A 19,939-nucleotide genomic window follows, 5' to 3' on the forward strand; every position below is an offset into this window, starting at 1 on the left:
CAGCCCTTGCTTTATTTATTTCCCCACTTTCTCCTTACAAAGCTTATACTCTAAGGAATCTACAAGCGCAATCCAGCTTGCATTGACAATGTCGGTAGAAACGCCTACAGTTGTCCATGTGTCCTTGCCATCTGTTGACTCAATCAGAACTCTTACCTTTGCAGCTGTTGCAGTCTCAGCATTCAGCACTCTCACTTTATAGTCAACAAGATGAACCTCTTTTAGCTCGGGATAGAACTTTTCTAAAGCTTTTCTCAAAGCACTATCTAAGGCATGGACAGGTCCATCACCTTCTGCAGCTGTAATTGCTGTAACACCATCTACCGCAATCTTGACAATTGCAGAGGAGCTGTACTCAACAGCTGGCTCGTTAATCAGTACTTTAAACTCTTTGAGAGTAAAGAATGGCTGGTAAAGCCCAAGTTTTTTTCTAATTAGCATCTCAAATGAAGCCTCTGCAGATTCAAACTGATACCCTTCGTTCTCAAGCCGTTTAAGCTCGTCAATAATCTCTTTAGTGATTGGAGAGTCTTTTGTAACTGTCGGGTCAATCTCACGGATTTTATCAAGCACAGTTGACCTTCCTGCAACTTCAGACAAAACAATCCTTCTTGTATTACCAACAATCTCAGGGTCAATATGCTCAAAAGATGCAGGGTTTTTCTTAACAGCGTCAATGTGCATACCAGCCTTGTGTGTAAACGCATAAGCTCCAACGTAAGGTGCGCGCTCGTTTGGAATCATATTGGCAATCTCAGCAACATACCTTGAAAGAGATGTCAGGTGTTTTATATTCTCATCAGGCACACATTTAAACCCAAGCTTTAGCTGAAGATTTGGAATGAGCGTGATAAGGTCTGCGTTTCCACATCTCTCACCATATCCGTTTATAGTTCCCTGTACCTGACGAGCTCCTGCCAAAACTGCCATGATTGAGTTTGCAACAGCCATACCTGTGTCGTTGTGACAGTGAATTCCAATCAATGTCCCAGGAAACATCTCAACAACTTCTTTCGTGATGTTGTAAATATCCATTGGGAAGGTGCCACCGTTTGTATCGCACAGGTCCAAAGAATCTGCTCCTGCCTCATTTGCAACCTTTAAAGTTTCCAAAGCGTACTTTTTGTTGTTTTTGTACCCATCAAAAAAGTGCTCTGCGTCAAATACAACATATTTGCCCAAAGACTTTAGATATTTTATAGTGTCATAAATCATCTGAAGATTTTCGTCCTCTGTTGTTTTTAAGACTTCTTTGACATGAAAATCCCATGACTTGCCAAAGATTGCAACAGCTTCGGTATCAGCAGCAATTAATGACTGGATGTTAGGATCATCTTTTACACTTATTCCAACCCTTCTTGTTGAACCAAAAGCTATAAGCTTTGCATTTTTCAATTTCATCTTTTTTACTCTTGCGAAAAACTCTTGGTCTTTAACATTAGAACCAGGATTGCCTGCCTCAATGAATTTGACCCCAAACTTGTCAAGCCTGTCAACAATCTTTAGTTTGTCCTCTAAGGTATACGAAATTCCACCTGCTTGAGCACCATCTCTTAGTGTTGAGTCATAGATGATGATTTCCTTGTTATCTACCAACGAAAATCCCTCCTTTTTAAATATCAAAAAAGCCCAGCCTGTGTAATTTTGGCTGGGCTTGTAAAATTCAATTTAAATTTAAGTCTTGCTATCAATTCAAAGATGCCCTAAGGGTCTTTTTAAAAACCCTACCTTAACATACACAGGCCAAAATGGGTGCAATGCGGCATATGAAATTTTATAAATCAACTTAATTATTCTTTTTCTAATTATTGAAATAATACCAACCATTGATATTATGCCGCATATTCGTATTATCATTCTCTTGCACCCCTTTGACCCTTTAATTTTTATTTGGTAATTATTTTAACCCCAATTTAAAAATTTGTAAAGAGTCAATTTTACTCTTCTGAAATTTTATACAGCATCTTGTTTATCGCATTTATATATGCCTTTGCACTTGCCTCTAAAATGTCGGTAGAAAGTCCTCGACCCAAGAAAGCCTTACCGTCTTTCTTGATTCTAACAGTTACCTCACCAAGAGCATCTTTTCCTTGGGTAACAGCCTTTATACTATAATCATCAAGTTCAACCTGAAGACCTGTGATTCTGTCAATCGCTTTGAAGATTGCATCAACAGGACCATCACCTGTTGCTGCCTCTTCATACTCTTCTTCACCTGATTTTATCTTGACAGATGCTGTTGAAATCAAATCATTTCCACTTATAATTTGGAACTTGACAAGCTCGTATGTCTCTGGGATGTTGAGAGATTTTTGCTCCAAGAGCGCTTCTATATCCTTGTCAAGTACAATTTTCTTCTTGTCTGCCAGAATCTTGAACTTTTCAAATGCAGCATCAATTTCTTCTTTTGTAAGGTCTGTATATCCAAGCTCTTTGAGTCTTTCTTCAAATGCATGGCGACCAGAGTGCTTGCCAAGTACCATCCTATTTCTCGGAAGACCAATTGACACAGGGTCAATAATCTCATAGGTCGAGCGCTCTGACAACACACCATGCTGGTGAATACCAGATTCGTGCGCAAATGCATTTGCACCAACAATTGCCTTGTTTGGCTGAACAAATACACCAGTGAGTGAAGATACAAGCTTGCTTGTTCGATAAATCTGTGTTGTGTCAATCAATACATCGACATCATAAAAGTCCTTCCTTGTCTTGAGTGCCATGACAATCTCTTCTAAAGCAGCGTTTCCAGCTCTTTCTCCAAGTCCGTTTATCGTGCACTCAACCTGATGAACACCTTCTTCAATAGCTGCAAGTGAGTTTGCAACAGCAAGGCCAAGGTCGTTGTGGCAGTGAACAGAAATCTGCACCTTGTCAATATCAGGAATTCCTTCTTTTATAGCTCTTATAATCCTCTTCATCTCCTCAGGTGTTGTGTAGCCAACTGTATCGGGAATGTTTATAACTGTTGCACCAGCTTTTATAACAGCATCAAACACCTTTATCAAAAACTCTATTCTTGACCTTGTGGCGTCCTCGCATGAAAACTCAACATCAGAAACATATTTTTTTGCATACTTTACCATTGCAACAGCTCGCTCTAAAACCTCGTCTTCTGTCATCTTGAGCTTATATTTCATGTGGATATCGCTTGTTGCAATGAATGTGTGGATTCTCGGCGATGAAGCCTTTTTGAGCGCTTCATAAGCTCTATCTATGTCCTTTTCAACTGCTCGCGCCAAAGATACTATAACAGCATCTTTTATGTTTTCTGATATAACCTTTATAGCCTCAAAATCACCTGGAGAAGCTACGGCAAACCCTGCTTCTATCACATCAACTTTGAGCTTTTCAAGCTGCCTTGCAATCTCAAGCTTTTCATTGACGTTGAGCGACACACCTGGTGTTTGCTCACCGTCTCTCAAAGTTGTGTCAAAAATCTTTATAACTCTTTTCCCCATCAAAACCCCTCACTCTTTATTCTTTAATTGGTTTTATCCACGGCATCATCTTTCTGAGCTCTTTTCCAACCTGCTCAATGAGTAAATTCTGTTCTCTTCTTCTTATGCTATTGAATTCTGGCCTTCCTGCCATATTCTCTAATATCCATTTCTTTGCAAATGTACCATTTTGAATCTCTTCTAATACTTTCTTCATCTCTTTTCTTGTCTCTTCTGTTATAATTCTCTTACCTGTCATGTAGTCGCCATACTCAGCTGTGTCTGAAATTGAGTATCTCATTAAAGAAAGTCCACCCTGCCAAATTAAATCAACTATCAGCTTCATCTCATGCAAACATTCAAAATATGCAATCTCTGGCTGATAACCTGCTTCAACCAATGTGTCAAACCCGGCTTTAATAAGCTCTGTCAAGCCCCCGCACAAAACTGCCTGCTCACCAAAAAGGTCTGTCTCTGTTTCTTCTTTGAAAGTTGTAAGGATTACTCCAGCCCTTGATGCACCAATACCTTTTGCATAGGCTAATGCTATATCCAAAGCCTTTCCTGTGTAGTCTTGATGTACTGCAACAAGTGCTGGAACACCTTTTCCTTCTTCATACTGGCTTCTGACAGTGTGTCCTGGCCCTTTTGGCGCAATCATTATAACATCCACATAAGGTGGTGGTACTATCTGGCCAAAGTGAATGTTAAACCCATGCGCAAATGCAATTGCTTTGCCTTCTTTTAGGTTTGGCTCTATGCTCTCTTTAAATAGCTTTGGCTGTTTTTCATCATTTACAAGAATCATAATGACATCTGCAACTTTTGTTGCTTCATCAGCTGTCATAACTTTAAGACCATGACTTTCTGCCTTTGCCCAAGACTTGCTACCATGATAAAGTCCAACAACAACGTTTACAACAGAGTCTCTTAAGTTCAAAGCATGTGCATGGCCTTGGCTACCAAAGCCAATTACTGCAACTGTCTTGTCTTTAAGTAGGTCTAAATTGCAATCTTGATCATAAAATATCTTTGCCATCTTTACTCATCCTCCTCAGACTTAGATTTTGATATGACTTTATTTCCTCGCTCTATCGCAATAAGTCCTGTGCGGACTACCTCGCGAATACCATATTGTTTTAAAAGCTCTATCAGCGCCTCAATCTTGTCTTCATCACCAGAAATTTCAATTGTAAGCGTCTCTTTTGAAACATCCACAATGTTTGCTCTGAATATCTCTGTAATCTGGATAATGTCTGAGCGTGTCTGTGAATTTGCATTTACTTTGATGAGTGCCAGCTCTCTTTCAACTGCCTCTTTTGGGTCAAGCTTTTTAACCTTTATTACATCAATTAGCTTGTTTAGCTGTTTTGTCACCTGTTCAACAACGTAGTCATCTCCGTTGACAACAATTGTCATACGCGATATTGTGGGGTCTTCTGTGACACCAACAGCAAGGCTGTCTATGTTAAAACCTCTTCTTGAAAAAAGCCCTGCAACTCTTGACAGAACGCCCGGGTGGTTTTCAACCAGAACAGAAAGTGTATACTTCACCTTGCACATCCCCCTATCAAAAAGTATTTTTCTCCTCTCTCTGATGACCTCTTATTACTCCCAACTTCTGATTACTGCGGGATAGTTGGTTCATCAGGACTTATTACAACTTCTAACAAAAATGGTCCTTTGTGATTTTTCAAAGTCTCAACGGCTTCTCTCACCTGATCCTTCTTGTCAATGCGCATTGATTGAATATCGTAAGCTTTTGCTAAAATCATAAAGTCAGGATTCCCGTCAAGACAGGTTGCAATGAACCTGCCACTACACCTTCTTTTTTGAAGCTCATATACCATTCCAAGTCTTGTGTTATTAAAAAGCACAATCTTCACCGGCACCTGCTCTCTTTTTATTGTCGCAAGCTCCTGCAGAAGCATCTGAAAACTCCCATCACCAGTAATGCTAATCACTTCTTTGTCTGGTCTTCCAAACTTTGCACCAATTGCCGCAGGAACTCCATATCCCATTGTGCCAAGTCCACCTGAAGTTATAAAGGTTCCTGGTTCTTTGATATATAGATTATGAGCTGCCCAAATCTGATGCTGCCCAACATCTGTTGTGATTATATAATCACCATTGTATGCCCTTGAAATTTCTCTTAGTACATCATAAGGATGAAGCTTGTCATCATCTGGAAGAACTTTCTTCTGTGCTTTAATCTCATGAGCCCAAAAATCTTTTCTTTCTGAAATTCTCTTATTAATCTCTGAAAGCACCTGTTTTGCATCGCCAACAATTGGCACATTTGTATCAACATTTTTTCCTATCTCAGCAGGATCAATGTCGATATGAATAATCTTCATATTATCAGTAATTTTTGTATCACCCAGCGCCCTGTCTGCAAGCCGCGCACCTATCACAATTAAAAGGTCTGCCTGCCTGAGCGCTAAATTTGCCTCTTTCTGACCATGTGAGCCTATCATGCCAAGATAGTAAGGATGGTCTGTTGGAATACAGCCAATTCCCATCAAAGTTGAAATTACAGGAATCTTTTGCTTTTCTACTAAAATTCGAAGCTCTTCTGATGCCCCTGATGCAATAACTCCACCACCGCTGCATACAACAGGTCTTTTTGAATTTTCTATTGCTTCTACCGCTCTTTTTATCTGTAGAGGATGTCCTTTTTCTTTCGGCTTGTAGCCAGGAATATCAATCTCTTTTGGAATTTCAAATTCAATCTCCTGCATCTGTACATCTATTGGAACATCTATCAAAACAGGTCCTCGTCTTCCTGTTGAGGCTATATAGAATGCTTCTTTTAAAATCCTTACAATTTTTTTAGGATCTTTTACAAGATAGTTATGCTTGGTAAACGGAGCTGTTGCCCCTGTTATATCCACTTCTTGAAACACATCTTTTCCAATTAAACTTGAATTTACCTGACCTGTGATAGCCACAATAGGAACTGAATCCATATAAGCAGTTGCAATGCCAGTTATAAGATTTGTAGCACCAGGCCCAGAGGTTGCAACGCACACACCTACTTTACCTGTTGTGCGCGCATATCCACTTGCCTCATGAACTGCTGCCTGTTCTGTGCGTACTAAGACATGCTTTATATCAGAGCTATAGAGCGCATCATAAAATGGATATATTGCCGCACCTGGAATGCCAAAGATAATCTCTACACCTTCGCTTTTTAAAACCTCTACCATTGCCCGTGCTACCGTCATCTTTACCTTCATTAAAACCCACCCTTTATATATGAAAAGTCCGACCGTGCTACTTGAGTTTGTCGGACAATTGCTTTTCCAATGACTTCTTGCTATTTTCAAATTAAATTTTGAAATATTTTAGCACGTATTTTTATTCGTGTCAAGAAATTTAGGTGCAAAGGCTATTACAATCTTTTTAACCTCTTTTCAAACACTTTTTCTACGATAAAATCTGAAAGGTGTGGAAAAAGGCGGGTAAAAAGCACAAATATATAGTCTTTTTTAGATGTGTATATCTCTTTTCTGTTCTTCTCTATACCTTTGATAATTCTTCCTGCAGCAACATCCGGCGAAAGCCTTGAAAGCCGAACTTCATCTTCTGGATATGGCTTTCCTAAAGCTTTTTTTCTAAAGCTTGTTGAAATAGAACCTGGATATGCATTTAAAACATTTATGTTATATTTTTTAAGCTCCATTCTTGCAACATCAGCTATAGCTGAAAGTGCTGCCTTTGATGCTGTATATCCGCTTGTGAATGGCACAGGTCTTTTTACACCAAGCGAACAAACATTCACAATTGTGCCTCCTCCTTGTTCTTTAAAAAAGGCTATTCCATACTTCATCATGTAAAAAGCACCAAAAAAGTTAGTATCAAATACCTTTTTAAGATCAAGAACATCTATTTCTTCCACTTCACATCTCAAGCCAATTCCTGCGTTGTTAATTAAGAAATCTGCCGTTTTTAGCTTATCTTTTATGGTCTTAAAAGCATCTTCACAATCTTTTTTAAAGCGCACATCAGCCTTTATTAAAAAGAGATTTTTCGAAAACATTATGAGTTCATTCTGAAGCCCTTTTAAAGACTCTTCTGACCTTGAAATGGCAACAACTTTTGCACCTTTTTCAAGTAAAATCTTTGTCATTTCCTTCCCAAGACCAGATGTTGCCCCTGTAATGATGATGGTCTTATCTTTCCAAAAGTCTTTTCTCATGCGACATTTCCACCTTTTTAGAATGATTATATTTCAAACACATCTCCCACACCACAAACCTTTAACTTATTTGCTATTTTGTTACCAAAATAAATCAATGCTTCTGCGCCAGAGCAGTGAAGAGGTACAAGTTTATAGATTCTCTTTTCCCTGAAAAACTCACAAAGTCTTTGCAAATCATCTTGTTGAAAGTCCTTTGAATGAAATCCACCGATAACTGCAAAGATACTTTTAGAAAAGCATTTTTCCACTTTTTCTATAATATTCTCAATTCCATTATGACTGCAGCCAACAATAAGTATAAGTTTGTTATCTTCCTTAACTACAAGAGATTGTTCTTCTAAAAACAAATCGCTTTGAAACCGACCATCTTTGAGAATATAAAACTCATTAGATTCTTTACCTGAGGTAACATTCACCACAAAAATACCATCAAACATCTCATAGACATCTTCATTGACAATCTTAAACCTTGCCATGTCAAGCGCTTCAAAATTTTCACCTATAAATTTATACTCCCCTTCTCTTTTGGCAAACTTTTTCTCAAAAAATCCATTGTGCACCCAAATATTACAATCTGTTCTTTCAATAAGAAATTTAAGACCACCTGTGTGGTCATAATGCGCATGGCTAAGGACTACAGCATCAAAATCAAAGCCCACACCCATCTTTTCAATGTTTTTCACAATGGCATTTGTCTGCCCACAGTCAAACAAAATCTTTTTGTCATCTTTTATAACCAAAATTGAAAGACCATGCTCTGCTAAATACCCACCTTTGAACGTCCAGTTGTTGACAAGAATTTTGGCTCTCAATTTTTAAAAACCTCTCTTTCTAATTGCCATTTACTAATCTATACACATAACATCTTAGCTTGCCCTATGAACAATTTTGAGTCCAAGTAGCTGCTGTGCATTCTTCCAGAAAATCTTTTCTTTCTCTTCTTCAGAAAGTCTTAAGCTATTTACATACTCAACTTCTCTTTTCTGGTCTTTCCATGGAGAGTCTGTTGCAAACAAAATCTTATCTATCCCATGACTTCTGAAAACCTCTTCGGGATTTTGTATATCAACTTCACCAAAGAAAAAGGATGTATCAAGATAAACATCTTCACCTATCAAATACTCAAGCGTCTCACCAAAAAACCTATATCCACCCATATGCGCTGCAACTATCTTTGCGCCCGAAAAATCTTTTAGAACCTTATGAAGCTTTTTTGGTGTACAATGGTAAGGTGGCATAAAAACCGGGTCAACTCCGCAGTGAAAAAGTATAATCATATTGTTTTTTGCAATAGCATCATAGATTGGATACATCTTTTTATCATCCACAAAAAAATCCTGATAATCAGGGTGAAATTTTACTCCCTTAAAACCTTTTGATTTTAACCATTCAATTTCTTGCTGCCACTCATCAAACTCAGGATGAACTGTGCCAAAACAAATTATGTCCTCATTTTCTTCCATCACAGACAAAGCCCATCTGTTTATTGTTCTTGTTTGCTGAGGTTTTGTTGCAATGGGCAAAACCACACATATGTCAACTCCAGCTTTTTTAGCAAACTTTTTCAAACCTGACAAAGTACCGTTGTGATAATATGGCATACCAGAAATTTGTGAAAGCTTTGACATTGCTCTTGGTGCCAAGTCATCTGGAAAACAGTGGGTGTGAAAGTCAATAATCATACCCTCCTACTCTCCTTTTTTCTTTTCTAAACTTTTCATTTGATTATTACAAGTATTTTTCATTTTCAGGTGACTGGAGAAAAAATTTTTTAAAACTTATCTTCTTGCTTTAATATTTTACCATAGTTTCCTTATTAGTTATTAACAAAATTTCTTTATTGTCTTCATCTAAAACTTTATTTAAAATGCTAATTGTTTTTTGCTAATATTAAAGTATATAATTAACTTGAGAGGTAACAACAGTTTGCACAGTATTAAAACTTTAATATGATATTTTAATGTCATTATTACTATTTCATTTAATTGTTTTTTGTATATAGAATTCTTCGCTTCTTATCACTTTTTGTTTAAAATCACTATTGTTTTTACCTGTATTTTTCGATATACTTTTGTATTATAATTCCATAATAAACAAAAAAACAAATGAAAATATGGGGTTATGAGGAAATGAAAAGTATTGTATTAACTTCTAATAATTTTAATTTGATTCTTAAAAATAGCTCTTGCCTTCAAAACCTGTCAGCCCAAAAAAGTACTGCAGAGCAAATTTCAAAAAGCTATCTCTCACCTTCAAACCAAAATACAGCCCAAAACAACTCTAAAATTTCGCCTGCCTATGTTTATGAAAAAGGTTTTCCTGCTGATTGGATCTTCAACTATTCCATCTGTTTTTAGAAAATTAGAAAATCTTACAAATAATATTAGGGAGAAAATTTCAGATTCATTGAAGAAAACTGAAATAAATGCTATAAGAACAGAAATGAAAGTAGGGTTAGAAGCTTTGAGGCGTGTTACAGACAATAATCTGAAATATGCAATAAATTTTTTCGAGCATGCTTTGCAGGACAAGCCGTCTAAAATAACAATTTCAAATGAAAAAAGCGAATTGTCTCAAAAAATAAAGAAGAATGTAGATTATAAAACAGCCAGGAAGCATATTATTTCTGTAGCTGAAGAATTACTCCCTACAATGAAAGTCGGAGAGATAATAGGACTAAGTAAAAACGAAAAATAGAAATAAATATAAATTTCCTGTAACATTTCGTAAAAATCATGATTTAGACCTCTATTTAGCAATAAACAACGCTAACCTGTATTTTAAAAAAGAGAGTGAAAATACCATAAGTATATGGCTTCACGATACTTATAACTTTGATAACCATATTAAAAAACAAAGTTCAATAGAACAAATACCGGACTTAATAAAAGGAAAAATGAGCTTTGGGGAATGGTTAAATGAATTTGGAGAAGATTTGCAGAATATTGGGGTTGTCAAATCATATGAAATTTTTATCAAAATAGAAACAGTTAAGGTCAACGTTCTTTTATAAATAAAGAAGGGAGTAATACCATGTGGTGGTAGGCAAAAAAATTTTGAGAGGATGTTTAATAATTGTTTTATTGGTCATTGTGTTTTTAGTTTTTATTATTGGTTCAACAGCATTTTTGATTTATGTTGTTCCTCACGAACCAATAAAGCGTGTGAAAAGCCGTGCTGAGTGGATTAGATTGTATAAGATATTTGATACAGAGTTTCCTGAACCAATAAAAGAAGAGAAAATAGTAAAATGTGAAGGCCAATTTCTTGACCTATTAATTTTTGACAAAAAAGCCAAACCTGAATTAGAAAAGCTAACTTCAAATTGGCTTTATGTAAAAGATAATAAAATGCTATATGATTTAGATATAAAAAAGCAATATGAAATTGAAGCAGTTTTAGGTACTGTAGAAGAGTTATCTTTAGGAAAAAAAATCTTCCTGAAGAGTTAAAACCGTGGTTTTTCAGTGAAAATGGAGAAGAATATGATAGTTCAATTTTGAATGAGAAATTAGCTCAAAATATGCTTTCTGAAATGAAAGAAGGATATAAATCTTTTAGATACGAAAGATACAGGAAAGACGGAATAGGACGTGTACTTTTTTTTTTGCTAATATTTAAGTAAATAATTAACTTGAAAGGTAATTTCATCATCTAAAACTTTTGCCTTCTAATTCAACAACTATACCAAAGAGTCGAGGGGTGATTTACTTATGAGAAGGATTTTTCAAAAAGTTGTTACCAAACTTCTAATTCCTTTAATTGCTTTTTCATTGATTTTATGGTATAATGAAAATGCGTTTGCTGCTGTTTATGTTGAGTCAGAAAATAACAACAGTTTTTCCACCGCTAACTCAATAAGCTGCAGTGATATCATCAAAGGTTTAATTTATCAGTCTACCAATCCTTCTCAAGATAAAGACTACTTTAAAATCTACTTTAATGCAGGCGAAATTGTTGCCATCAATTTTATAAACCCTCATCCAAATGTTAACTATAATATTTCTCTATACAGTCCTTCACAGCAGCTGGTTGCTTCTTCAACTAACTCAACTGGCAAAAATGAGTTTATTCGATACTCTGTGGCAAACAGTGGGTATTTTTATATCTTAGTCTCAAGCTCTTATGGACATTCTGGTTCTCATTACTACAGCCTTCAAGTTCTGAAATCTAACTATACAAACTCAAACTCTTTAAATACTAACTACAATAGAAGCGCTGCAAGAAGTTATACTCTGAAATATGCTGAAAAACCAAACGCAACATACGCTGATTTCTCAAATTACGGCGGGGATTGCACAAACTTCGCATCACAGGTTCTTTATGCTGGTTCTATGCCTATGATTAAATCAGCAACATCAGGTATAGAATCTAATACAGATTACTGGTTTTACAACACATCAACAAATAGATCAACTTCTTGGACTGGTGCTGAAGAATTCAGAAGACACTGGGGTAACTCTAATGGATATGGTAGAAAACGTTCTTACCAGATTAAAATTTTGCCTGTCTGGTATGCTCTTGAAAACTTCAAAACTGAAGTTTATGATTTCTTAAAAGAAGGCGATATAGTTCAGCATATAAACGCTTATAGTTCTACTTATGGTCGTGATGCTTCTTATCATTCTCAGATCGTTCATGATAAAACTAGTGCAAATGGTATCTATGATGTATTAGTTGCTCCGCATACTTCTAACGATTATAATATTAGCTTGTATAATTACCTTTTTTACAAGTGTCTTAAAGAAAATTGGATTATTCTCTACAAAATGAGTATTAATTAAAATTTGTTAATGTAGAAAGGATGATAGCAATGAATAGAAAAAACAAATTATTAATTTATCTTTTTTTGATATTTTTTCTTTTGTTATCAGCAGTAAGTATAAAATTTTACTTTTTGAATAATAATTCTTCCTTACCTAATTCAAATCTTGTATACGCAAATATTGAAACAAACAAAAATTGGAGTGAACAGACTCAAAACTTATTAGATGAAAATCTCAAAGAAAGTTTTGATATTCTTTTGAAAACAGAAAATATAAGACTAAATTACAACATTCCTTCTGAAATTTCAACTCTTGACTATGAAAAATACTTTTCCGATGAAAAAGCCAAATATCTCTACAAGTTTATAAAGGATTACTTTTATAGTATTTATACAGATATGTACATCAAGCTTGATTTTGAAACAAAGCAAAAATTCAAAAAGGGTTATGAAGAATACTTAAAAGAAAATCAAAATAATATATTTAACATAGAAAGATATGCTGAATATAAAATTGATAAAGTTGCTATTTACTATTACGAGAAATTTCTCAAAGAGTTAATCAAAAAACCTTATGATTGGCAAAATATTTGGAAAGAATTTCGAACAATAGCTATTGAACATAAAGCAAGAAAAGATATTTATATGATTGATCCAGATTTTAAAAAGAGTTTGCTCTTTTTAACTCCTGCAGGTAAAGAAATAGCAAAGCAAAATAACATAACAGAAGAGCAGATAGAAAAAGAACGAGAAGAATACCAAAAGATATTAGAACAAAAGAAACAAGAAATAGCAGAACAACTTGATAAATGGGCAAGACAAAATGGAATTATTGAATAGTCTTTAATTTGAAATAAATCATAAATAACCTCAAAGGCTATCCAAAAGTTTGATCGGATAGCCTTTTGCTTTATCTTCCTTCATCACTATCCTTCTCCGATACTTTTTTTTAACAATATTAACAATATCAGAGCCATAATTTTGTATGTATAATCCGACTATTGCTTTTTTCTTTATTTTACTAATATTAAAGTAAATAATTAACTTGAGAGGTGATTTCAATATCTAAAACTTTTGCCTTCTAATTCAACAACTTTGTTCTTCTTATACTATTTTCAAATATACCAAAGAGTCGAAGGGTGATTTACTAAGGATTTCTAATAGACTAAAAACTATAAAAGCACAAAGTACAACTTTATAGCATTCTATATTGCCATGGCATCTATAGGTTAAGTTATACAAAAGTACAGAAGAAAGAAACATTAAAGGAAAAACTTTTTATGTAGCAGCAAAAAATTATGTGCAGAAAAAATAAAAATTGGTTTTTGTCTTTGCTAAAAGTTCTTTGGCATCTTCTGCTTTCTGAAGTTTATTTAATTGTATGTGCCATGCAGCGCAGAACTAGAACAGTACTTATATCAGATTCTGAAAAAAATATAAAGTAAAAAAGGTTTCTTTAAATTATGAATTGCAGATAAAAATACTCGAATAATGGGAGGGGAATAATTGAGTTATATAAGGTTAGCTAAAATTGAAGATGTAGCTATTATGAGTAGAATACACGCTTTAACGTGGAAAGAAGCTTATAAAGGTTTGATACCGCAAGATTATCTAAATGGGATTTCGGAAGATAAGTGGATCAAGCCATTTATCGATGCGTTATCTAATAAATTGCATTAAGCGGCGATAATAAATAATGGAGAAACTGATACTGGATGTGTTTGTTTTGGTAAATCGCGTGATGGAGAAGCTGGATATGGAGAGATCATATCTCTATATGTTTTACCAGCATATTGGTCAACCAGGCAAGGTTATGAATTAATGAATTTTGCTTTAAATAGATTGAAAAAGCAAAATTTTGATTACTGTCACCTTTAGGTTTTGGAAGGCAATACGAGAGCTTTGAATTTTTATGAAAGGTATGGGTTCAGAAGTGATAATAAAGTAAGAATAATTAATATTGCAGGGGTAAATTTGAGAGAATCAAGGTATTCTATTAAATTATAATATTAGTCTGTCAAATAAAGAAGATAAAGAATTTAAAAAGGCTATAGGATAGGAACAGAAAATAGCCTTTTGAATCATTTATATTTTTCGATATGATTTATGTTAAGTTTTTAATACAAGCTTTTGGGTATAAATATTTTTGAGAAAAAAATCTTATTAAAAGGAGAGACATTATGATGAGCAAAAAGATCGAGAACATATTGAGGTTTGGAATGAAGATGGAGAAAAATGCGCAAGACTTTTATTCGTTCTATGCAAATAGCTTGCAAGATGAAGGGCTAAAAAAACTTTTTGAAGAGTTTGTAAAGATTGAGCAGGAACATTATAAGTATCTTGAGAATATTCTAAAAAGTCTGGGCAGCCAAGAACCACCAATTTCAATTTCATGGGTTGTAGATGACCAGAACAAAATGGTAGATCCGCATATATTAGTTGATAACTCCAAAATTTTGGAAGCTGACTTTTCAGACCTTACAATTTTAAGGCTTGCATACCTGATTGAAAGCGATTTTGCAGCATTTTATAAACACGCTGCTGAAAAAGTTGAAGATGGCAATGTAAAAGGTTTGCTTCTACATCTTGCCAAGTGGGAAGAGGAACATGAAAAATATTTCAAAGAAAGGTACCATAGCCTTATGAAAAAAGAGTGGGAAGAAATTGATTTGTTCTAAAAAAGACCTACAAAACAGCAGTAAGGGAGCAGTCGCAATTTTATTCTTCAGACAGCTCCCTTTAAATATTTGTTTGAATTATTTTTGAACATAGTTTCACTTTTGTCTATTTCTAACATGTTTGTAGAATAGATGCTGGTAAGAAAATTTCCACTTTGAGCATATAACAACAATAGCAGTCAGAATTAGCAAGTATATAGCAATCATAACATTCTGAGCTCTCTCTTTTTTGGCAGCAATAAAGTATAATGTTTTTGATGGGTCTTCCCCACCTATCATTATCTTTTCAGGAGCTTCCCTCATCAATCTACTTCTTTCTTCTATAGCGTTTAAAATTTGAACTGGTATTTTATTTAATGCATCTTTTATTATGCCAAAATCCCATATATGATTTTCGTAACCTTTTGCACCAGCACACCACCAATTTCCATCACCTGATACTGCGTATAATGTCATTTCTTCAATATTGACAATTTTTACATCACTCTTAATGCCTCGTTGTACCAAATATTTTTCCAAATTATTTACTGCATTACCCAATGAATCATTCCCAAACACTCCAGTATTCACTATATAATTGTTCATTTTACTATCCCACACGATAAGAAGATATCCAACAGGTATATTATCGTAATATACAATTCTTGCCCATCCATTGTCTACAAATTCAGTATTAAAAACATCTTTCCAAGAGTTAAATCTCAAATTTTTAACTTTTTCTTTTACCTCATCTCTTACAATATGATATGGACGCCCATCTTCAGCTATCTTAACTTCAGTTGGAATATGAAATACCCTGTAATATTCATACTCTTTGCTCAACTTGAATTTTTCAATGTTATACGGTCCATTGATATTTGTTATTTCATTTAACGATTGCAGCGTAGATGAGTCTTTTATATAATTTTTAATAAGAGTACTGATATAAAGCTTGAGCCATGACTCGGCTAAATACTGCCTTCTGAGTATATTAATTTCATCATTGTGTTCGATTGAATAGCTTGCTCCAGTAGCAGAAAATGTCGTAAAGAAAAGCAACAAAAAGGTCATTACAAAACCAATATATACCTTATTCTTTTTCATTCTATTTCACCCCCCTGTTATATCAATATGGTCTAAAAACTCTTATCGCATCTAAGTAATCCTGGTAATTGTCATTATCCCTCAACTCAGAATCAGGAATACTAATTACTCCACCTATAGCTGGATCCATAATCATTATATAATTTTGTAGATATCCATTTGAGTCAAAATATTGCCATATACCATTTAAAACAACAAAATGATTTTGACTTACTGTTGCTGTAATTACTAATCCTATTGGACTTCTGTAATTTACAATTTGCTCTGCAATTTGCCCATATGAAATTATCCAGCCACTTACTGGTATCATGCGTGAAGAGCCAACACCATAATGGCTCAGTGCTTTTTGTATATCATAAAGAGATGCAGGTTTATTTACATAGCTTCCATAAATATATTTCACTATATCCCACTGTGTTGCTTCTCTCCCAAAACCTAAATAGTTTTTGCAATAGTACAATATCGACTCACACCCTGCTGCCCAGCACCAATTTGAATATGCCTGACTTACCTTTTTTAACTGGAAGTTCAACATACGTAATTGTATTTTCTGCAAATGCATCACTAAGGTTCAGTAAGAGTAATGTAAAAAACACAATAGCACTAATCACGATTCTTTTGTACCTTCCCTTTTTTAGTAATTTTTTGATTATATCTTCTTATCCTTTCGTTTTTTAATTCTATTTCATTTAAGAACCTTTAATTATAATTTATAACTGCTGTTTTTAATTTCAATTCATAATATTGTTTTTTTTTTTGCAATATTTTGCACTCAATTTTACATTATTTTGTCTTGTCAAAGATAAAAATTTACCTTGGACTGTTTTCTGTTTTTAAATTAAACCAATTACTATATTTTTTGCACTCTAATTACACACTAACAAAACAAACACAAATCCAAAAGGAAAAGTCACCTTAAATGACTATTGTAAACTGATTCAAAGTTACCTTTATTGGACATAAAAACCTATTGCAAAGCTTTAAAATTCCGCAATTAAAGAAAGTGCTTTTAAAATCGTGTCTTTTTCACCTGAATTTTCATCGATATGATATAATATTTGATGTTGATTAATATAGGACAATTTTAAAATACATTTAATCAGGAGAGATATACAGCAATGTCAAGAATAGAAAAAGATTTCTTGGGCAGTATTGAGCTTTCTGACCTTGAGCTTTATGGAATTCACACAAAACGCGCTTTTGCTAATTTCAATGTTTCTGGAAAGAGCGTTGACAAAGATTTAATAAAAGCGCTTGTCATGGTCAAAAAAGCGTGCGCAATTGCAAATTATGAAGTTGGTCTTTTGGATGAAAAAATTAAAGATGCTATTGTCTTTGCATGTGACGAAATTCTGGCAGGAAAATATGATGACCAGTTCATTGTAGACAGATTCCAGGGCGGTGCGGGAACATCTACAAATATGAATGTAAACGAAGTTATTGCCAATATAGCCTTAATTCACATTGGAAGAAAACCGGGTGAGTATGACATAATTCATCCAATCAACCATGTTAATATGTCACAGTCAACAAACGATGTGTACCCTACAGCCCTGCGAATTGCCACTATATGGAATGTAAGAGAGCTTTCAGAGGAAATAGCAGAACTTCAAAAAAGCCTTCAGAAAAAAGAGCATGAATTTGAAGATGTAATAAAGGCAGGAAGAACTCAGCTGCAGGATGCCCTGCCTGTAACACTTGGTCAGGAGTTTGGTGCATATGCCCAAGCCATTTCACGTGACAGATGGAGACTATACAAGGTTGAAGAGCGGCTAAGAGTTGTCAATCTTGGTGCAACTGCTGTTGGCACAGGAGTAAACGCACCTTTGAAATACATCTTTAAAGTGATAGAAATACTAAGAAACCTTACCAAAATTGGCTTGGCAAGATCCGACTATCTTATGGACGCAACACAGAACGCAGACGTTTTTGTTGAATGCTCTGGGCTTTTGAAAGCCTTGGCAGTAAATCTCTCAAAGATTGCAAATGATCTTCGTCTTCTTTCCTCTGGACCAAACACGGGCTTTAATGAGATAAACCTGCCAGCTGTTCAGGCAGGTTCAAGCATTATGCCAGGAAAGGTAAATCCCGTAATCCCTGAGCTTATAAACACAATAGCTTTTCAGGTGATGGCAAACGACTTTGCGATAACCTTAGCAGCGCAGGCTGGTCAGCTTGAGCTGAATGCTTTTTTACCTCTGATAGCAAACAATCTTCTTGAAAGTCTTAAAATTCTCAAAAACGGTATTAAAATTTTCAGGCAGCAGTGTATAGATGGTATAACAGCAAACAAAGAAAAATGTTTAGAGTATGCAAAAAAGACTCCTGCTATTGCAGCAAGTTTAATAGACAAGATTGGATATGACAAAGCTGCAGAAATTGCAAAAAAGGCAATTATTGAGAACAAGCAAATAATAGATGTTGTCAAAGATCTAAATATTATGGATGAAAAAGAAGCACAAGAGCTTTTGAATCCTTTTGAGTTTATAAAGTTTAAAGAATAAATTCATCTTGAAAGGACTGACTTTAAGATGAACACAACACCGCGCAGTGAAAGGCTTCACATAGCTATATTTGGCAAGCGAAACGCTGGTAAGTCAAGCTTAATCAATGCCATTACAAACCAGCCAATTGCGATTGTATCTGACATGCCGGGCACGACAACAGACCCTGTCTATAAATCAATGGAGATTTTGCCGCTCGGGCCTGTTGTTTTGATTGACACAGCAGGAATTGATGATGTGGGTGAGCTTGGCAAGCTCAGGGTTGAAAAGACACTGGAGGTTTTGAACAAAACAGATATTGCAATCTTAGTGGTATCTGACATTGAGGATTTGACGTATGAAAAGCAGCTTGTAAAACTATTTGATGAGAAAAAAGTGCCAAGAATTGGTGTTTTGAATAAGATTGACAAAGACCCAAATTATAAAGAAAAACTTTCTTTTTTGCAGTCAACCTTGGGAATGCCATTTTTAGCTGTGTCATGTGCTACTTTAAAAGGAATTGATGAGCTAAAAAGTTCACTTTCAAAGCTTGTGCCAGATGTTGGAGAGGATTTGCGAATAGTAGGAGATTTGATAAACCCAGGCGACTTTGCAGTTTTAGTTGTGCCGATTGACAAAGCAGCCCCAAAAGGAAGATTGATTTTGCCTCAGCAGCAGACAATAAGAGATATTCTGGACTGTGATGCAATTGCAATTGTGACAAAGGAATACGAGCTTAAAGAAACTATCGAAAATCTTGGTAAAAAACCTGCAATTGTAATCACCGACTCGCAAGCTTTTTTAAAGGTTGACGCAGACACACCACCTGATGTTCCTCTTACATCTTTTTCAATTTTGTTTGCAAGATACAAAGGGGATTTGGTGGAGTTTGTTGAAGGAGTCAGGAAAATTAAAGATTTAAAACCTGGAGATACAGTCTTGATTGCAGAGGCATGTACACACCACAGGCAATCAGATGATATTGGAACTGTTAAAATTCCAAGATGGCTTCGCCAGATAGCTGGATTTGATATAAACTTTGAGTGGGTATCAGGCTACAATTATCCAAAAGACCTTACAAAGTACAAGCTTATAATCCACTGTGGTGGGTGCATGATAACACGAAGAGAAATGCTTTATAGAGTAGAACTTGCTAAAAAACAGGGTGTGCCAATAACAAACTATGGTCTAATGATTGCATATGTCCATGGAATCTTGCCAAGAGCATTAAAACCGTTTGGGATTGAGTTTGAATATTAAAACCCCTTCCAACTTTCTGAGGAAAC

The 19,939-nt window shown here is 35.0% G+C and carries 19 protein-coding genes; 8 read left to right on the plus strand and 11 right to left on the minus strand.

Annotated elements, in window-relative coordinates:
• Positions 1 to 15: 15 nt before the first annotated feature.
• The 9 genes from cimA to OTJ99_RS10675 form a co-directional block, all read right to left on the minus strand.
• Positions 16 to 1,596: a citramalate synthase gene (gene cimA / locus OTJ99_RS10635; protein WP_045166260.1), complete on the minus strand. Its 1,581-nt coding sequence runs from the start codon at positions 1,594 to 1,596 to the stop codon at positions 16 to 18.
• Positions 1,597 to 1,692: 96 nt separating this feature from the next.
• Positions 1,693 to 1,857: a hypothetical protein gene (locus OTJ99_RS10640; protein WP_200889491.1), complete on the minus strand. Its 165-nt coding sequence runs from the start codon at positions 1,855 to 1,857 to the stop codon at positions 1,693 to 1,695.
• A gap of 80 nt (positions 1,858 to 1,937) precedes the next feature.
• Positions 1,938 to 3,461, minus strand: coding sequence for a 2-isopropylmalate synthase (locus OTJ99_RS10645; RefSeq protein WP_045166259.1), 1,524 nt, complete (start codon positions 3,459 to 3,461; stop codon positions 1,938 to 1,940).
• Between the two features lie 16 nt (positions 3,462 to 3,477).
• Entirely contained in the window at positions 3,478 to 4,479 is a 1,002-nt protein-coding gene (ilvC, locus tag OTJ99_RS10650) for a ketol-acid reductoisomerase (protein WP_045166258.1), read from the minus strand.
• A gap of 2 nt (positions 4,480 to 4,481) precedes the next feature.
• On the minus strand, positions 4,482 to 4,994 hold the full coding sequence (ilvN, locus tag OTJ99_RS10655) for an acetolactate synthase small subunit (RefSeq protein ID WP_083943581.1): 513 nt from the start codon (positions 4,992 to 4,994) through the stop codon (positions 4,482 to 4,484).
• Between the two features lie 71 nt (positions 4,995 to 5,065).
• Entirely contained in the window at positions 5,066 to 6,679 is a 1,614-nt protein-coding gene (gene ilvB / locus OTJ99_RS10660; RefSeq protein ID WP_045166256.1) for a biosynthetic-type acetolactate synthase large subunit, read from the minus strand.
• Between the two features lie 155 nt (positions 6,680 to 6,834).
• Positions 6,835 to 7,641, minus strand: coding sequence for an SDR family NAD(P)-dependent oxidoreductase (locus OTJ99_RS10665; RefSeq protein ID WP_045166255.1), 807 nt, complete (start codon positions 7,639 to 7,641; stop codon positions 6,835 to 6,837).
• Between the two features lie 26 nt (positions 7,642 to 7,667).
• Positions 7,668 to 8,456 carry an MBL fold metallo-hydrolase gene (locus OTJ99_RS10670; RefSeq protein WP_045166254.1) on the minus strand — a complete coding sequence of 263 codons (789 nt, stop codon included), beginning with the start codon at positions 8,454 to 8,456 and terminating at the stop codon, positions 7,668 to 7,670.
• A 54-nt stretch (positions 8,457 to 8,510) separates the two neighbouring features.
• Positions 8,511 to 9,326 (minus strand): amidohydrolase family protein, encoded by an 816-nt coding sequence (locus OTJ99_RS10675; RefSeq protein WP_045166253.1) that lies wholly within the window; start codon positions 9,324 to 9,326, stop codon positions 8,511 to 8,513.
• Between the two features lie 622 nt (positions 9,327 to 9,948).
• Between OTJ99_RS10675 and OTJ99_RS10680 the strand changes: the two genes are divergently transcribed.
• The 6 genes from OTJ99_RS10680 to OTJ99_RS10705 all read left to right on the plus strand — a co-directional run bounded on the left by OTJ99_RS10680 (position 9,949) and on the right by OTJ99_RS10705 (position 15,087).
• Positions 9,949 to 10,341 (plus strand): hypothetical protein, encoded by a 393-nt coding sequence (locus OTJ99_RS10680; protein WP_157841375.1) that lies wholly within the window; start codon positions 9,949 to 9,951, stop codon positions 10,339 to 10,341.
• Between the two features lie 338 nt (positions 10,342 to 10,679).
• Entirely contained in the window at positions 10,680 to 11,096 is a 417-nt protein-coding gene (locus OTJ99_RS10685; protein WP_052671530.1) for a hypothetical protein, read from the plus strand.
• 261 nt (positions 11,097 to 11,357) lie between these two features.
• Positions 11,358 to 12,428 (plus strand): amidase domain-containing protein, encoded by a 1,071-nt coding sequence (locus tag OTJ99_RS10690; protein WP_052671529.1) that lies wholly within the window; start codon positions 11,358 to 11,360, stop codon positions 12,426 to 12,428.
• A gap of 29 nt (positions 12,429 to 12,457) precedes the next feature.
• The gene (locus OTJ99_RS10695) at positions 12,458 to 13,249 is read left to right on the plus strand and encodes a hypothetical protein (RefSeq protein ID WP_045166250.1); all 792 of its coding nucleotides are present in this window, start codon (positions 12,458 to 12,460) and stop codon (positions 13,247 to 13,249) included.
• A gap of 849 nt (positions 13,250 to 14,098) precedes the next feature.
• Entirely contained in the window at positions 14,099 to 14,287 is a 189-nt protein-coding gene (locus OTJ99_RS10700; protein ID WP_268748536.1) for a GNAT family N-acetyltransferase, read from the plus strand.
• 305 nt (positions 14,288 to 14,592) lie between these two features.
• Positions 14,593 to 15,087, plus strand: coding sequence for a ferritin-like domain-containing protein (locus OTJ99_RS10705; protein WP_045166248.1), 495 nt, complete (start codon positions 14,593 to 14,595; stop codon positions 15,085 to 15,087).
• Positions 15,088 to 15,183: 96 nt separating this feature from the next.
• On the opposite strand, the gene OTJ99_RS10710 is transcribed toward OTJ99_RS10705, so the two are convergent.
• Together OTJ99_RS10710 and OTJ99_RS10715 are read right to left on the minus strand one after the other, a co-directional pair.
• Complete coding sequence (locus OTJ99_RS10710) at positions 15,184 to 16,170, minus strand: hypothetical protein (protein WP_045166247.1); 987 nt, start codon at positions 16,168 to 16,170, stop codon at positions 15,184 to 15,186.
• A gap of 22 nt (positions 16,171 to 16,192) precedes the next feature.
• The gene (locus OTJ99_RS10715) at positions 16,193 to 16,732 is read right to left on the minus strand and encodes a papain-like cysteine protease family protein (RefSeq protein ID WP_408612521.1); all 540 of its coding nucleotides are present in this window, start codon (positions 16,730 to 16,732) and stop codon (positions 16,193 to 16,195) included.
• A 556-nt stretch (positions 16,733 to 17,288) separates the two neighbouring features.
• On the opposite strand from OTJ99_RS10715, the gene OTJ99_RS10720 reads away from it, so the two are divergent.
• Together OTJ99_RS10720 and hydF are read left to right on the plus strand one after the other, a co-directional pair.
• Entirely contained in the window at positions 17,289 to 18,674 is a 1,386-nt protein-coding gene (locus OTJ99_RS10720) for an aspartate ammonia-lyase (RefSeq protein WP_045166246.1), read from the plus strand.
• 27 nt (positions 18,675 to 18,701) lie between these two features.
• Positions 18,702 to 19,913, plus strand: coding sequence for a [FeFe] hydrogenase H-cluster maturation GTPase HydF (hydF, locus tag OTJ99_RS10725; protein WP_045166245.1), 1,212 nt, complete (start codon positions 18,702 to 18,704; stop codon positions 19,911 to 19,913).
• Positions 19,914 to 19,939 lie beyond the last annotated feature (26 nt).

It is taken from the genome of Caldicellulosiruptor naganoensis (assembly GCF_026914285.1).
GTDB classification, from domain to species: domain Bacteria; phylum Bacillota; class Thermoanaerobacteria; order Caldicellulosiruptorales; family Caldicellulosiruptoraceae; genus Caldicellulosiruptor; species Caldicellulosiruptor naganoensis.

Coding starts and splice junctions, on each gene's coding strand:
- ilvB (WP_045166256.1), bottom strand. CDS start 6,679: ATGAAGGTAAAGATGACGGTAGCACGGGCAATGGTAGAGGTTTTAAAA.
- OTJ99_RS10675 (WP_045166253.1), bottom strand. CDS start 9,326: ATGATTATTGACTTTCACACCCACTGTTTTCCAGATGACTTGGCACCA.
- ilvC (WP_045166258.1), bottom strand. CDS start 4,479: ATGGCAAAGATATTTTATGATCAAGATTGCAATTTAGACCTACTTAAA.
- OTJ99_RS10720 (WP_045166246.1), top strand. CDS start 17,289: ATGTCAAGAATAGAAAAAGATTTCTTGGGCAGTATTGAGCTTTCTGAC.
- OTJ99_RS10640 (WP_200889491.1), bottom strand. CDS start 1,857: ATGATAATACGAATATGCGGCATAATATCAATGGTTGGTATTATTTCA.
- OTJ99_RS10695 (WP_045166250.1), top strand. CDS start 12,458: ATGAATAGAAAAAACAAATTATTAATTTATCTTTTTTTGATATTTTTT.
- OTJ99_RS10645 (WP_045166259.1), bottom strand. CDS start 3,461: ATGGGGAAAAGAGTTATAAAGATTTTTGACACAACTTTGAGAGACGGT.
- OTJ99_RS10710 (WP_045166247.1), bottom strand. CDS start 16,170: ATGAAAAAGAATAAGGTATATATTGGTTTTGTAATGACCTTTTTGTTG.
- OTJ99_RS10715 (WP_408612521.1), bottom strand. CDS start 16,732: ATGCATTTGCAGAAAATACAATTACGTATGTTGAACTTCCAGTTAAAA.
- OTJ99_RS10690 (WP_052671529.1), top strand. CDS start 11,358: ATGAGAAGGATTTTTCAAAAAGTTGTTACCAAACTTCTAATTCCTTTA.
- hydF (WP_045166245.1), top strand. CDS start 18,702: ATGAACACAACACCGCGCAGTGAAAGGCTTCACATAGCTATATTTGGC.
- OTJ99_RS10705 (WP_045166248.1), top strand. CDS start 14,593: ATGAGCAAAAAGATCGAGAACATATTGAGGTTTGGAATGAAGATGGAG.
- OTJ99_RS10680 (WP_157841375.1), top strand. CDS start 9,949: ATGAAAAAGGTTTTCCTGCTGATTGGATCTTCAACTATTCCATCTGTT.
- OTJ99_RS10665 (WP_045166255.1), bottom strand. CDS start 7,641: ATGAGAAAAGACTTTTGGAAAGATAAGACCATCATCATTACAGGGGCA.